This window comes from uncultured Erythrobacter sp. (genome assembly GCF_947492365.1).
Taxonomy (GTDB): domain Bacteria; phylum Pseudomonadota; class Alphaproteobacteria; order Sphingomonadales; family Sphingomonadaceae; genus Erythrobacter.
Genome location: NZ_CANLMB010000001.1, coordinates 2,128,423 through 2,141,934, shown reverse-complemented (window position 1 = coordinate 2,141,934; position 13,512 = coordinate 2,128,423). Strand labels below are relative to the sequence as shown.

The following is a 13,512-nucleotide window of genomic DNA, read 5'->3' as shown; positions in this document are numbered from 1 at the left end:
CAGGCATCAGGCGAGACCTACCAGAGACGAGGCAGTGGTTCCGGTCGCACGCACAGCAAGCACACGCACATCAAGGATATAGCCGGCTGGGAGGTTGCGGAAGGTCACATCGCTATCGCCTAGCGCGGAACGCAGCACAACGTCGCCTTCCTCACCGACATAGATGGCCTTAGTCACGCGCGAAAGGTCGGCAGCATCGTCGGGGACAATATCGAAACAGTTCAGCGCCGGAGCGGTAGGGCTGTCAGCATAGTTATCAAAGGGGTTGCTCATCGAATTCACCTCACAAAGAACAAAAGGTGAATATTCTTTCTCATATGAAACCGATGTAGGAAAATGTTTTCTTGGGCGGGCGAGTTTGGTGTTGCCGCAACAGGGCCTTCAAGCCTAGGATCAGACTGGAAAGTGCTACTAATTTCATGGCGTCAAACAACATCCACAAACCGGTGGCGACCGGGCCGCAACAGCCCGCTTTTCCAGTGGGCGATCCGGCGCTGCGCCGCCGAACCACGCTCCGTCCCGAGCAAAATCGGTGGGCGCCGTTTCTAAAGATCGCACCGGTCATCATCCTTTTGATCGGCCTGCTCTTACCGGTTGAGGTGCGACTGAATTTTGCTGGACAAACTCTGTACGCTTATCGGTTGGCATGGATGCTGGTGGCGCCGTGGCTGTTCTATCAGATGCTTTCGGGGCGCTTTCAGCTGCGCTTTAACGACATTATCGTAGGTCTGGCTTGCACCTGGATGCTGCTCTCTTTCGTCATCGTTGACGGTTTTGTCAGAGGGGGGGCGGCCGGCTTCGCAATCGCGCTGGACGTGATGATCCCATATCTAGTTGCCCGCCAGACTATCCGCACATTCAATGATTTACGCACATTGTTGATCGCTCTCGCGCCCATTGCGATTGTGATCTGCGGAATGATGGTTCTCGAAGCAGTGTCGCACACCCGTTTCATAAGGGGCGGCGCGCAGGCGCTGTTTGGTTCACTGGGTGCTGTCGAGTATGGCGCGGAAGTTGGTCAGGCCAGACTATCAGATACGCGTTTTGGTATGCTTCGCGCGACCGGTCCGTTTTCGCACCCGATCCTTGCAGGCGTCTTCTTCGCGGCCTTGCTACCGCTCTATTACTTCTCTCGGCTGCGGGGATGGCCGGCGCTCACGGGCATTGCTGCCGGGGTCGGCGCAATCTTCTCGTTGAGTTCTGCCGCATTTCTGGGAATTGGGATGTTCGTCCTGCTGTCGGTCTATGATCGGATTCGACAGGTTGTCGTATTTCTGAATTGGCCAATTTTCATTGCCGCTTTGGCCGCCCTGATGACAGTATTGCACGTCCTGTCGCAAAATGGCCTGATCTCGGTTTTGATCCGCTTCACGTTCAATCCGGCAAGCGGTTATTACAGGCTTATGATTTGGGAATATGGCTCGCGCTCTGTGGAGGCCTATCCGTGGTTCGGTATCGCATACGCGCAGTTCAAAGGTCTCGCCTGGATGAATAGTAGTGTCGATGCAGTTTGGCTCGCATTGGCGATCCGGCACGGCCTGCCTGCGCCCCTGCTCTTGGGATTGGCGGTAATTATTGCCATTGGCGGCCTAGCATTCTCCGCGTCGCGTGATCGCAGTATCAATAGCGCGGCCCGGATCGGCCTAGCGATCAGCCTAACAATGTTCTTTATTCTCGGGTTCACGGTATCTTATTTCGGCGGCATCCTGATTTGGTTCGCAATGATGATTGGTTTCGGAACGACCTTCGGGCGAATTGTTGAGCCGGCAGTGCAGCGCGCGCCGATGCGCCGGCAGCAAGTGCGTCCGACATGAGTTTGAACCGTCTTTCAGGTCTGCGGAACCTGCTGGTCAATGCGAAACGCTCATTCTTTAACAGGGTGCTTGGCATGGATATCCATCCGACAGCCCAGCTTTCGCTCAGTGCAAAGCCGGACAAGACCTTTCCGCAGGGCGTTCATGTCGGAGAATACAGCTATCTCGCGTTTAATTCGCGAGTGCTAACACATGATCGGACGCGCGGGCTTTATCTCCACACAAGGATAGGCAAGAACTGCTTTATCGGCGGTGAGAGCATCGTTTTGCCCGGGGTCACAATTGGCGACAATTGCGTCATTGGCGCGGGTAGCGTCGTGACCAAGGACGTTCCGGATCGATGCATCGCAGCAGGCAATCCGGCAAAAATCATCCGCCGTGATATCGAAGTGGGTCGCTTTGGACGCTTTCTCGACGCGGACGAGACGGAGCGAACCCTTCGCGCCGAAGATCCGGCCGCAGCCTCCCTCCCTTCGAAAGATCTCGGGAAGGGCTAATCTAGATGGATACGCTCAAGCAAGCTGATGCGCGTCAACCGAAGGGTGATGGCGCAGGGACCGGCGATCCGCTCGTTTCCATAATGCTGGTCAACTGGAATACGCGAGAGATGACGCTCGACTGCCTCCGGTCGGTCTACGCCCAGACGCGGGATATCCCGTTCGAAGTGATCGTGGTCGATAATGGTTCAGAAGATGGATCCGCAACTGCCATTGCAAAGGAATTTCCCCAAGTCAGGCTGATGGCCGAGACGGAGAATCACGGTTTTGCAAAGGCGACGAACATCTCCGTCGAAAAAGCGCGCGGCAAATTTGTCTTGCTGCTTAACACCGACACAATTGTGCTCGACTGCGCGATTCAGGAGATTGTCGCATTCGCGCAAGCAAAACCGCAAGCTAGGCTTTGGGGTGGGCGTACCTTGTTCGAGGATGGCTCGTTAAATCCTGATTCTTGCTGGGGGCGGATCACGCCATGGAGCCTATTCTGCATGGCCACCGGCTTATCGAAGCTGTTCTCAAAGTCGGAACTTCTGAATCCTGAAGGATATGGAGGCTGGCAACGGGATTACGAACGCCAAATCGACATTGTTCAAGGTTCGTTTCTATTGATCGAGCGGGAGTTCTGGAACGAGCTTGGTGGGTTCGATCTCGACTTCTTTATGTTTGGAGAAGAAGCCGACCTGGCGGCACGTGCTAGCAAAGCTGGCGCAGCGCCTTTGATGACGCCCAAGGCAACCATCATTCATTATGGCGGACGCAGCACCAAGAAGTTCTCAAAGCGGATTATCTATGTGATCGGCGGCCGGATTGGGATTATCAAGCGTCATTTCCATAAGTTCTGGCAACCACTTGGGATCGCCCTGATGATATTCTGGGTCTGGTGGCGCGCGGTGGGATACCGAATTGGAGGTCTCTTCTTTCCGCGCCTCAAGAAACAGGGCGAGGAGTGGCAAAGTGCTTGGGACCAACGCGATCTATGGATCAAGGGGCCAACACAGACGCGGCTTTAGCTCGATCAACCAGCGGCGTGGATCAAGCCTGCTGCAAAGTTGGCCGCGATGCTAGGCCGTTGGAATTGCTTGGCGTGACTTGAGTGATGCCAGTCTGACAACGCGGCCTTTAGCTCGTCTTCGCGTTGAATTGCTTCCTGCATCGCGTCCGCAATCGAGGCGGGGTCACTTGCATTGACGGGCAGAGCGAAGCTGTGGCCATCGAAATAGCCGTCTATCGCAGTCCCTTTGGGATAAATGACTGGCAAGCCGGCAAACAGCGCTTCCGTGAAGACCAGACCGAAAGTTTCGCGTCGAGATGGCAGCACAAAGGCGGTCGCCGCACTCATGGCTGCTCGAACTTCGTTTCGATCTCTAGCGCCGAGCAGCCTGATGGACGGCCGGCCGCGCACGATGGCCTCGCATTCGGCCTGCTGTGCTGATGACCCACCGCCGATAATATTCAAGTCGGGAGATCGACCGCTTTTTTCCAGTAGGGCGATCGCGCGAGCCATGCCGCCTAGATTCTTGCGATCGTGGCTGGCGAGATGGAATACCGATAACAATCCATTGCCACCTGCCGATGGCGCAAGCGGCTGGTCGAGGTCCGTCGGACAAGGGAGCATGACGCATTTGCCGCCCGGCACTCCCAATTTGTTTGTCACCCCGCTCCAGGCCCAAGGGGAGAAAGGAAAAATCACCCGAGCGCCTTGCAATACCGCATTCAGTTCGGTTCCAAGGTCAGGTCGCAGGTCAAGAACTTTGGTGTCGCTATCTCCCTGGATCGAAAGACCATAGGGGATCTCCAGCTCTTGCGCTGCGCGCCGAACTGCAATCCCTTCGAATGCGAGTTTGTGACCAATGATGAGGTCCGGCTGGCGCGGCATTTGCCGGATGTGATCAACCAGCCAGTCGCCCAGCTGGTGAAGCTTGCGCCTATGAAAGAGCCCGCGACCATAGGCGTGATAAATTAGATTCGTGCCATATTCGAAGCTGTCAGCATCTACGCGCAGAGGAACGCGCGTAACAACTTCGCTCAGCAATTGTGCGGCTGGCGGGTCGGTCCGGTTGATCGACACAATGTGGTGGTCGAGACGATCTGCCGTTAGATCAACCAATTGGCGGATGACCTTGGTTTTGGCCTCTTCGATCGTATCGGGAAAATCGCCCGAGACATGCAGGATCAGCTTGCGTTCGGCCATTCTCGACCTCCCGGTATGCGCGCGCTTGCCCTTGCGACCCCGCCTACTTGTTATCGCCGTATTGGTAATACTGATATTGGTATGCGTAGTCCGATCCAGCCTCGAGCGCGCGGTACTTGGTCAGCACTGCTCCGATCAGGTTTGCACCGACATGGGTCAGGCGCTTCACAGCTGAACGAGCTTGCGCGAAGCTTGTCCTGTTTGCTTCGATCACAAATATGCTGGCATCGACGCATTGAGCAATCTCGGGCGCATCGGCTAGGCCAAGGACGGGCGGAGAATCGATCAAAATGATCGAGTAATTCTCGCGCTGATCGTCGATGAATTCCTTGAAACGCCGCGAAGAAAGCAGCTCGACCGGATTAGGCGGAATTCCGGCAACCGAGAGGATTTGCAGGTTCTCATGGACGCCTTCGATAATTGCGTCCTCAAGCTTTGCATGGCCGAGGAGCACTTCGGTGATGCCCTGATCCTTGCTCTCGACATCGAGCAGTTTGACGATCGAGGGTTTGCGTAAATCGGCATCGATAAGCAGTGTGCGGCGGCCAAGGCGCGCAAACAATTCGGCTAGGATCAGCGCAGTTGTCGACTTGCCTTCCGATGCCTGGCTCGAAGTGAGTTGCACAACCGCTCCATCGCGCGGAACGGCAAAATCAATTGTCGATCGGATAGAAGCGTAAGCTTCCATCAAAGAACTGAACTGGTTGGCTTCCTGACGGTCAATATCTTCCGCCTTCACATGCGGAGTGAGGCCCAGAACCGGGAGGCCCAAGCGCTCATCGATATCTTCAGTGCGGCGGAATTGATCGACGAAGATCTCCCTGATCAGAGCAAGGCCGCCAGCTGCTGCTACCGCCAAAACCAATGCGATGATCATGTTGCGCGCAATGTTCGGAGAAACGGGTGAGCGCGGGACAACTGCGCTGTCGAGAATGGTGATCGCGCCGCTTTGTACGTTGGCAGCCGTGCTGATCGAATTGAAGCGCGTGAGCAGGCTTTCGAGCTGCCCGCGAAGCGCGTCAGCTTCGCGCTCTAGGCCAGAATACTCGACATTCTGGTCCTGTTCGACCAGCGCATCATCGGTCGCTGAGTTGAGCTCACCGGCAAGCGCTGCTTCCTGATTGCGGGCAATGACAAATTCGCTGCGAATGGTCGCTTTGATATTCTCGCCTGTCTGCGCGATCTGATTGTCGATCAGCGCGATGCGGGCCAGAATGTCGCGGATTTCGGGGAACTGGTCGTTGTAGCGCTGGCGGAGATTGGTGAGCTGGCCCTGCAGCTCTGCCCGCTGGGTCGTCAGGTCCTGAATGACCGGATTGGCCTGCACTTCGGGCAATTGCGATGCTGGGATTGCCGATACCGAACGCCATTTCTGTTCAGCTGCAATGCGAGCAGCACGTGCCTGTGCGACTGTGACATTGATGTTGGTGAGATTGGCGCCAGTAATTGTTTGACCTGAATCGCCGTCCGAACCGGTTGTGCGAGCAGTGACGATCCCACTGCTACGGGCATAATCGTTCGCCGCACGCTCTGCTTCGTCGAGTCGCTCGCGCACCTGCACGATCTGCTGGGTCAGATATTCGCGCGCATAGGCGTTACTTTCCACATTCCGACGCGTGTCAGACTGCTGGAAGGCTTCTGCATATGCATTGACGATTTCAGCGGCGAGTGCGGGATCTTCCGACTGGAAATTGATCGTAATGATCTGGCTGTTAACCGGCACATCGGCGCTGACCCCGGCTTGCAGGGATGAGATAGCCATCAGTCGCTTGTCTTCAGCCCATTGCTCGTCGCTGCGCTGGGGTGGACGTCCTTCATCAATCGCCGCGCCAAGCAATGCATTGCGTGAACCGAGATTGAGATCGTTTGCGACCACTTCCGCGAGGTTTCGGCTTTCGATCACCGTCCCTTGCGTTTCCATGAAGAGATCGATCTCGTTCGACGATCCGATCGCCGTCGCCACATCCTGACCTTCGACAATGAAATTGCCCCAAGGTTGAATCCTTACGGTCGCGTTGGCCTGATAGATCGGCGTTGTCAGCAATGTGATAATGAGGCCGAACAACAGTCCGGCAAGAATTGTCGCCCCCACCAACCAGCGCTGCCGGAAAAGCGCACCGCGCAACCAGGCCGTGTCGATCTGGAAGCCAGCAGGCTGCGGCCCTTCGACCATGTCCGAGGGAAGATAGCGGTCAACCCACAGGTCACGCCCGGACGGATCCGGCGTCTGGATGATGGAACGATCATTCATTGTTTTATCAGTTATTGCTGTCCAAAATGTCGACGCCCACCGACGTGAACACGCCGAAGGCCGGCAAAGCGGTCAGGAAGTCCTGCCAGAACACCGACATGCCGTTGGTACCAATCACAACACGGTCATTGGGTTCGAGCACGGGATCAAGCATCGTGCCTTGTGAAATCTGGCCGTAATCGAACTTCGCAACCATGATGCCACTAGGGCTCTCGCGGAAAACCGCAACCTGGTCACTTTTTGCGGTCCGGGTAAGTCCTCCGCCCATAGCTACTGCCGAAGAAAGTCGCGCGCCCGGTTGGAATGCATAGACTCCCGGTTCGTCAACCGCGCCCTCAACCGTGACGAGGTGCGAGGCGTATTCGTTGACATTGACCGAAACCATCGGCGAGCGCAGGCCAGCCGCTTCGAGCCGACGCGCAACGTCGCCTTCGAATTGGGCAGCCGTCATACCAGCAGCTGGGATTGTGCCGAGCAAAGGCAGCGACACATTGCCGCCAACCCCGATCCGCACATTCTCGAGGCTGAAATCAGGCTCGCGGAAAACGTTTACGCTGATTTGGTCCGAAGGACGCATCAGATACGTCGTCGAGCGCATAGCGGTGAAGCCCGCCTGCCCAAGATCGCTGCGCGGTGTGCTTACAGCAGTGCCGATCACTGGATCGGGCGTTGACGCACATGCCCCGAGGGACATCAATGCGAGAGCGCTAAGGCCTGACTTAAGACCGGCGGATTTGGTAATGATCACACATCCCTCCCTAAAATACGAAAAAGTGCTTAGACGCTCGCATGCCGCAGCGCAACACGCTTAGTCCCTGCGATACGGCGGGTCGATGCAGCATTGTTACACGGCTTTGTAGTGGCGGGAAATGCTTCAAATGTAACGAATTTGGTCATCAATCAGCGCTTTGCCGCGTAATTGACCGCTTGCGACATATGCCTAGGCCTTGCGGCGCGAATTCAAGTGCCTAATCTACTGTCCCGCATTGGAACAATTGGGCAAGCCTGATGCAACAATATGCATACAAAGATCGTGCGGCTAGGCGCACTTACTCGCCAAGGAGCTGACACGCATGATCGGAAACCTCACCTGGCTCGGCCTTGCTGCAATGGGGCTTTACGCAATGGTGTGGGCCGGGTGTGCCGCAGGGGCTGGCACGGCAATGCTCCATCGGCAGCCAAATTGGCATCGCAATGCCTGGGCTATGCTTGCAATCCTATTTGCCGCCTTAATGCTTTTGCGTGGTTTCGGGTTTGAGGAATGCCTGCGTGTTGCATTGCGCGAAGGGATGCGCAGCGATGGCAGTTATGAAGAACGGCGCCAGATACAGCGGCTGATCGTCGCCGGTGTGCTTGTAGTGGTGGCGGGCCTAGGCAGTTGGTGGTTCTACCGTGCCTGCCGCGCTATAAGAGGTAGGCGCAATGTTGCGATCATGGCCGCATTGGCCTGCGGTGCAGCGATGCTGTTTCTGGTGGCGCTGCGCCTGATTTCGCTCCACGCGATCGACCGGCTCTTATACGGCGCTATCAAGCTGAACTGGTTGGTAGATGTTGGCGCGAGTGTCGCGGTTCTCTCACTCGCGGTCTATTACATCATCCGGGTGCGCGAACGACCGTAAACCTAGGCGCAGTGCGCCGTTTTCAGGATATCGGCAATCTGGCGGCTGGCTGTGCCGTCGCCATAGGGGTTGTGCGCTTTTGACATTGCTTCGTAAGCGCCAATGTCTTCGAGCAGATGCGAGACTTCGCTGACGATCCGCTCGCAATCCGCCCCGACCAGTTTTGCCGTCCCTGCCGAGACTCCTTCGGGCCGTTCGGTGGTGTCGCGCATCACCAACACAGGTTTGCCAAGGCTCGGGGCCTCCTCCTGAATCCCGCCAGAATCGGTGAGGACCAATTCGCTGGCCTCCATCATTGCGACAAAGTTGAGGTAGTCGAGCGGTTCGATCAGCGCGATATTGTCGCGCGATGAAAGTGCAGGTTGCATGACTTCAACGACATTGGGATTGGGGTGCACGGGGTAAATGATCGCAATGTCCTCACGCGCCGCAAGCTGTTGAAGCGCCTTGGCAATTTCACGCATCCCCTCACCAAAATTCTCGCGCCGATGCGCGGTTACAGCGATGATCTTCCTGCCACTGAAACGCTCTTTTAGCGGTGCAATTTCAGGGGCGAGCGAAGGGTCGGCGGCGATCTTTGACTGAGCCACAAGCAGCGCGTCGATCACTGTGTTGCCGGTGACATGGATGTTGTCTTCAGCGACATTCTCGGTGCGAAGCGCGGCGGCGGCATTGTCCGTCGGAGCAAAGTGCAAATCGGCGACAGCGCCTGTGACTTTGCGGTTCACTTCTTCCGGCCAGGGCGCGTAAATATCACCGCTGCGCAGACCGGCCTCGACATGGCCGACAGGAATGCGGCGGAAATAGCAGGCGAGGGTTGCCATCATCGTGGTCAGCGTATCGCCATGAACCAGCACGCGGTCAGGCTTTTCAGCATCGAGTACTTCGCCAAAGCGGGTGATGATCCGCGCAGAGAGCGCATCAAGGCTTTGCCCCGGCTGCATCAGATCAAGATCGATATCCGGCTCGATTCCAGCAATTTGGAGCACTTGATCGAGCATCTCGCGGTGCTGCGCGGTGACAGCAACGCGGACATCGAAACAGCCTGCCTCGCGCAGAGCGGACACGACGGGAAACATCTTGATCGCCTCGGGCCGTGTCCCGAAGGTCACGAGGATCCGCGGCTTTCCGCCTCCGCTCATTTTTTCAGCATTCCGCGAGTGTCATAGACCAACTTGCCCGCAAGGTCGGCGGGAAGCAGATGTTTGAAGGCGGTGTGATCGACTAGCACGACAACCACCTCGGCATTTTGCAGCGCGTGGTCAAGGCCGACCAACTCTGCGCCTGTCCCGGCAAATCCGGCTGGCAGTTCCTCGGCGAAGGGTTCGACCAGCATGATCCGCTGCCCGCGCGTTTTCGCAAGGCTGAGCGCGATTTCCATTGCCGGACTCTCGCGGAAATCGTCGATGTCGGGTTTGAAGGCGAGGCCGAGCAGTGCGACCTTGCCGTTGGGCACGGCGTCGACCAGCCCGCGAATGCGGCGTTCGGAATATACCGCCTTGAAATCGTTGACTTCGCGGGCAGTGCGGATGAGCCGCGCAGTCTTGGGTGAGCTGGCGACGAGGAACCACGGATCGACCGCGATGCAATGCCCGCCAACGCCGGGGCCGGGTTGCAGGATGTTGACGCGCGGATGGCGGTTGGCGAGGGCGATCACGTCCCACACATCGACGCCCAGATCGTCGGCTATGACGCTGAGTTCATTGGCAAAAGCGATGTTGACGTCGCGGAAGCTGTTCTCGACCAGCTTCACCGTTTCGGCCACCCGGCAATTGGTCACAAGGCAGTCGCCCTCGACGAAACTTGAATAGAGCGCGCTTGCCCGCTCGGCGCAGGCAGGTGTTACGCCGCCGATCACGCGGTCATTCTGGACCAGTTCGCGAACGATCTTGCCCGGCAAAACCCTTTCCGGACAATAGGCTAGCGCGATGTCGCCCGGCTCCTGCGAGCCGTAAACCGGCAGGTTCAGATCGGGGCGCATTTCGGCGATGATCTGCGCAACGCGTTCGGTGGTGCCAACCGGAGACGTGCTCTCCACAATGACGCAGGCACCGGGCAGGACCTTGGGCGCAATGGCGCGCGCGGCGGCTTCTACGTAGCTGATATCCGGCGTGTTTTCTTCAGTCAGCGGAGTGGGCACCGCGATCATGTAGTAATGCGCCGTCGGAACTTCGGTGGCGGCCACGAGCTTTTCAGATTCGCTCGCCTCGCGCACCAGCCGGTCGAGATCGCGCTCTTCGATGTGAACACCGCCCGCATTGACGGTTTCAACAACCTTTTCAGAGACATCGACCCCGCACACATTCCAGCCATAGCTCGCCAGCACAGCTGCAGTCGGCAGGCCGATATAGCCCAGGCCGATAACCGCGACCTGATGGTCAGGGGCAGGCTGGATCGCGGCGTCTGGCCCAAAGGCCGTTGCCGCGTCGAATGGTGCGTTCATGGGTTCAAATCCTCAGGTTTTCACGAGGATGCCATGCGCCGGGAGGGGTAAACATCGCGTTAGGGATATCGCGATTTTTCGCGCTGTCCAAAAGCGGGACAGAGCGGGTACACAAGCGCCCTTAGAGCGACAGAGCCTGTTTGTACGCCGCCAGAAGCGGGTCAATCTGGTGCTGCCAGTTGAGTTCACTCACAACCCGCTCGCGGCCATATTTGCCCATCGCCGCTCGCCGAACCGGATCGTCCACCAACTCGATAATTTTGTCGGCCATGTCGATCGGATCGTTGGGCTTTGCATACAGCGAAGCCTCGCGTGCCGAGAACTTTCCTTCGGTCACGTCGAACTGAACCATTGCTTTTTTTAGGCTCATATATTCCATGATCTTGTTCATGGTCGATTTGTCATTCATCGCATTGACCCGGTCTGGATTGACCCCGAGGTCCATGGTCGAGAGCACTTCGAACAATTCCTGATCTGGCGCGCGGCCGGTGAAGGTGATGAAGTCGGCGAGGCCTTTTTCGGCGGTTAGCGCTTTGAGATCATCGAGCGCGGGACCGCCGCCGACCAGCACGAACTGGATGTCCTCGCGCTGCTTTTCGCGCACCAGATGTTCGACCGCGTCGATCAGGAGGTCGATCCCCTCCTGCTCACCCATCACGCCGACATAGCCGACCATATGGTCGCGGCCGTTCTTCCAGCTGGAAACCGGCGGCACGAGTTTCAGGCGCGAGAGGTCGGGGCCGGAGCGCACGACATGGACGCGATCCGATGCCATCCCGCCGCGCTCCACGGCTATTTTCTTGTAGCTTTCGTTGGTCGCGATCGAGACGTTGGCCGACATGAATGTCAGCTTTTCGAACAATCGCATCAGCTGCCAGAAAAAGCCGCGCTTGTTGAACTTGGCTTCGTAGAGCTCGGGGTTGATGTCGTGGTGATCGAAGATGTATTTCACGCCCAGCAGCTTAAACGGCAGGCCGACCAGAAAGATCAGATCGGGCGGGTTGCAGCCCTGAATGACGTCAAAGCGGCGCTTGAAGAAAATCTTCCATGCCAGCCACGTTTCCCAGAACAGCGCCGCACCATATTCGAGCAGGAATCCAAGCGCGCCCTTGGCTTCGAGCGGGAGCGGGTGGCGGTGAATTTCGACGCCTTCGATCACTTCGAAGCGCTTCTCATGCCCCTTGCCGGTCGGGCAAATGATCGAGACATGCGCGCCCGCAGCCTTGAGGGTGCGTGCCTCCTGCCACACGCGGCGGTCGAAGGGCAGCGGCAGGTTTTCGACCACGATCAGGACATGTTTGCCCTTGAGCGGTTCGCCTTCGATGATCGCCGGAATGCCTTCTTCGGCAGCAGTGGCATCGGTCACGGAATTGCGCTCACATCGATGACATTGGCGCCTTCGAGTGAGAGCGTGTCGATCAGACGGTTGGTTGCGATAACGACAGCGTAATCGCCGCTTTCCGCCTGCTCTCTCGTCACCAGAAGATCATCGAACTTTGGCAGCCATGCACGGGCATAGCCAAGGTTCTGGCCGACCAGATTCTCCGGCTCGATTTGCGGATCATAAATGTCGAGATCATAGCCGCCTTCGAGCAGCTTGCGCGCCATGTCCACCGCCGGGCTTTCGCGCAGATCGTCGGTTTCAAGCTTGAAGGCGAGGCCGACCAGCAGCACTTTTGCGCCGCGCTCCAGCCCCTCGGTCGCGCGCAGATATTGGTGGTGCTTATGCGCCTCGTTCGAGCGGATGAGCGAATCCACCAGATGCGTCGCCGAGCCGGTATCTGCCGCAATATATTGCAATGCGCGCACATCTTTGGGCAGGCAAGACCCGCCAAATGCGCCGCCGGGACGCGTGTAATAGGCCGACAGGTTGAGCTTGGTATCGCTCTTGAAAATCGCGTGGACTGCGCTCGCCGAAATATCGAGGTTTTGGCACACGCGCCCGATCTCGTTGGCAAAGGCGACCTTCACCGCGTGCCATGAATTGTCGACGAATTTGGTGATCTCTGCCTCGCGCAGACCGACTTCGAAGATTGGCGCTTCGATGCCTTCATGCAGCGCGTGCATATTGGCAGAAGGCTGCCCACCGAGCGTGCCGATCACGATCTTGGGCGGATTGAAATAGTCGGCAATCGCGGAGGCTTCGCGCAGGAATTCGGGGTTATAGACCAGCTCAACCACTTGCGCGGCTTTGTCGCCTAGCGCGTCTTCGATGATCGGCCAAATGATGTTCTCGCACGATCCCGGGCGCATTGTGGAGCGGTAGGCGAGGGTGAGTGGCTTGCTGCGGTCGGCTTTCAAAGCGTCGGCGATGTTGCGCGTAACCTGCGCAATATAGCTCATATCATGCGCACCATCGACGCCGCTGGGCGTGCCGACACAGACGATTGCGAGATCAGCATCGTCGAGCTGGTCGCTAAGTTCGACCGCGGCGCTGATGCGCCCCTCGGCATGTGCCTTGGCGATCAGTTCATCGAGACCCGGTTCGTAAACCGGCGCGCGTGCAGAATTGAGCGCGTCGACCTTCACCTGGCTAGGGTCGACCCCCACGACCATATGGCCCTGGCTGGCAATGCATCCAGCGGCGGTCGATCCGACATAGCCGAGCCCGAAAATGGCGATTTTCAAATTCCGGCTCCCGTATGCTTAGCCGTCGGTGAACGTGGGGAGCCGCGTAGCAAGGGGTTCTACGTGGTG

General features: G+C 57.6%; 12 protein-coding genes. 4 read left to right on the top strand and 8 right to left on the bottom strand.

Features of this window, described 5'->3' with window-relative positions; translation table 11 throughout:
* Nucleotides 1–6 precede the first annotated feature (6 nt).
* The gene (locus tag Q0887_RS10265) at nt 7–273 is read right to left on the bottom strand and encodes a hypothetical protein (RefSeq protein ID WP_299194630.1); all 267 of its coding nucleotides are present in this window, start codon (nt 271–273) and stop codon (nt 7–9) included.
* Between the two features lie 146 nt (nt 274–419).
* Here Q0887_RS10265 and Q0887_RS10260 point away from each other — a divergent pair, with 146 nt between their 5' ends.
* From Q0887_RS10260 to Q0887_RS10250, 3 genes are read left to right on the top strand one after another with little or no spacing between them, the layout of a single operon-like run.
* Nucleotides 420–1,814, top strand: coding sequence for a hypothetical protein (locus Q0887_RS10260; protein WP_299194627.1), 1,395 nt, complete (start codon nt 420–422; stop codon nt 1,812–1,814).
* Nucleotides 1,811–2,311, top strand: coding sequence for an acyltransferase (locus Q0887_RS10255; protein ID WP_299194624.1), 501 nt, complete (start codon nt 1,811–1,813; stop codon nt 2,309–2,311). Before Q0887_RS10260 ends, Q0887_RS10255 begins: the two co-directional genes overlap by 4 nt.
* Before the next feature lie 5 nt (nt 2,312–2,316).
* Nucleotides 2,317–3,321, top strand: coding sequence for a glycosyltransferase family 2 protein (locus tag Q0887_RS10250; protein ID WP_299194622.1), 1,005 nt, complete (start codon nt 2,317–2,319; stop codon nt 3,319–3,321).
* Between the two features lie 5 nt (nt 3,322–3,326).
* On the opposite strand, the gene Q0887_RS10245 is transcribed toward Q0887_RS10250, so the two are convergent.
* From Q0887_RS10245 to Q0887_RS10235, 3 genes are read right to left on the bottom strand one after another with little or no spacing between them, the layout of a single operon-like run.
* Nucleotides 3,327–4,502 (bottom strand): glycosyltransferase, encoded by a 1,176-nt coding sequence (locus tag Q0887_RS10245; RefSeq protein WP_299194619.1) that lies wholly within the window; start codon nt 4,500–4,502, stop codon nt 3,327–3,329.
* Nucleotides 4,503–4,545: 43 nt separating this feature from the next.
* Nucleotides 4,546–6,753 (bottom strand): polysaccharide biosynthesis tyrosine autokinase, encoded by a 2,208-nt coding sequence (locus Q0887_RS10240; RefSeq protein WP_299194616.1) that lies wholly within the window; start codon nt 6,751–6,753, stop codon nt 4,546–4,548.
* Between the two features lie 7 nt (nt 6,754–6,760).
* Entirely contained in the window at nt 6,761–7,447 is a 687-nt protein-coding gene (locus Q0887_RS10235) for a polysaccharide biosynthesis/export family protein (protein WP_299194613.1), read from the bottom strand.
* 379 nt (nt 7,448–7,826) lie between these two features.
* On the opposite strand from Q0887_RS10235, the gene Q0887_RS10230 reads away from it, so the two are divergent.
* Complete coding sequence (locus Q0887_RS10230; protein WP_299194610.1) at nt 7,827–8,372, top strand: hypothetical protein; 546 nt, start codon at nt 7,827–7,829, stop codon at nt 8,370–8,372.
* 2 nt (nt 8,373–8,374) lie between these two features.
* Here the strand turns inward: Q0887_RS10230 and wecB are convergent, their stop codons facing one another.
* From wecB to Q0887_RS10210, 4 genes are all read right to left on the bottom strand, one after another.
* The gene (gene wecB, locus Q0887_RS10225) at nt 8,375–9,514 is read right to left on the bottom strand and encodes a UDP-N-acetylglucosamine 2-epimerase (non-hydrolyzing) (protein ID WP_299194607.1); all 1,140 of its coding nucleotides are present in this window, start codon (nt 9,512–9,514) and stop codon (nt 8,375–8,377) included.
* Complete coding sequence (gene wecC / locus Q0887_RS10220; protein WP_299194604.1) at nt 9,511–10,815, bottom strand: UDP-N-acetyl-D-mannosamine dehydrogenase; 1,305 nt, start codon at nt 10,813–10,815, stop codon at nt 9,511–9,513. The genes wecB and wecC overlap by 4 nt, the downstream gene beginning before the upstream one ends.
* 121 nt (nt 10,816–10,936) lie before the next feature.
* Entirely contained in the window at nt 10,937–12,181 is a 1,245-nt protein-coding gene (locus Q0887_RS10215) for a glycosyltransferase family 4 protein (RefSeq protein WP_299194602.1), read from the bottom strand.
* Nucleotides 12,178–13,443, bottom strand: a complete 1,266-nt coding sequence (locus tag Q0887_RS10210) for a nucleotide sugar dehydrogenase (protein WP_299194600.1) — start codon at nt 13,441–13,443, stop codon at nt 12,178–12,180. Before Q0887_RS10210 ends, Q0887_RS10215 begins: the two co-directional genes overlap by 4 nt.
* Nucleotides 13,444–13,512: the final 69 nt, after the last annotated feature.

Excerpts from the sequence above, each read along its gene's own strand:
- Q0887_RS10235 (WP_299194613.1), bottom strand. The coding sequence starts at position 7,447 with ATGTCCCTCGGGGCATGTGCGTCAACGCCCGATCCAGTGATCGGCACT.
- Q0887_RS10255 (WP_299194624.1), top strand. The coding sequence starts at position 1,811 with ATGAGTTTGAACCGTCTTTCAGGTCTGCGGAACCTGCTGGTCAATGCG.
- Q0887_RS10260 (WP_299194627.1), top strand. The coding sequence starts at position 420 with ATGGCGTCAAACAACATCCACAAACCGGTGGCGACCGGGCCGCAACAG.
- Q0887_RS10245 (WP_299194619.1), bottom strand. The coding sequence starts at position 4,502 with ATGGCCGAACGCAAGCTGATCCTGCATGTCTCGGGCGATTTTCCCGAT.
- wecC (WP_299194604.1), bottom strand. The coding sequence starts at position 10,815 with ATGAACGCACCATTCGACGCGGCAACGGCCTTTGGGCCAGACGCCGCG.
- Q0887_RS10230 (WP_299194610.1), top strand. The coding sequence starts at position 7,827 with ATGATCGGAAACCTCACCTGGCTCGGCCTTGCTGCAATGGGGCTTTAC.
- wecB (WP_299194607.1), bottom strand. The coding sequence starts at position 9,514 with ATGAGCGGAGGCGGAAAGCCGCGGATCCTCGTGACCTTCGGGACACGG.
- Q0887_RS10265 (WP_299194630.1), bottom strand. The coding sequence starts at position 273 with ATGAGCAACCCCTTTGATAACTATGCTGACAGCCCTACCGCTCCGGCG.
- Q0887_RS10240 (WP_299194616.1), bottom strand. The coding sequence starts at position 6,753 with ATGAATGATCGTTCCATCATCCAGACGCCGGATCCGTCCGGGCGTGAC.
- Q0887_RS10250 (WP_299194622.1), top strand. The coding sequence starts at position 2,317 with ATGGATACGCTCAAGCAAGCTGATGCGCGTCAACCGAAGGGTGATGGC.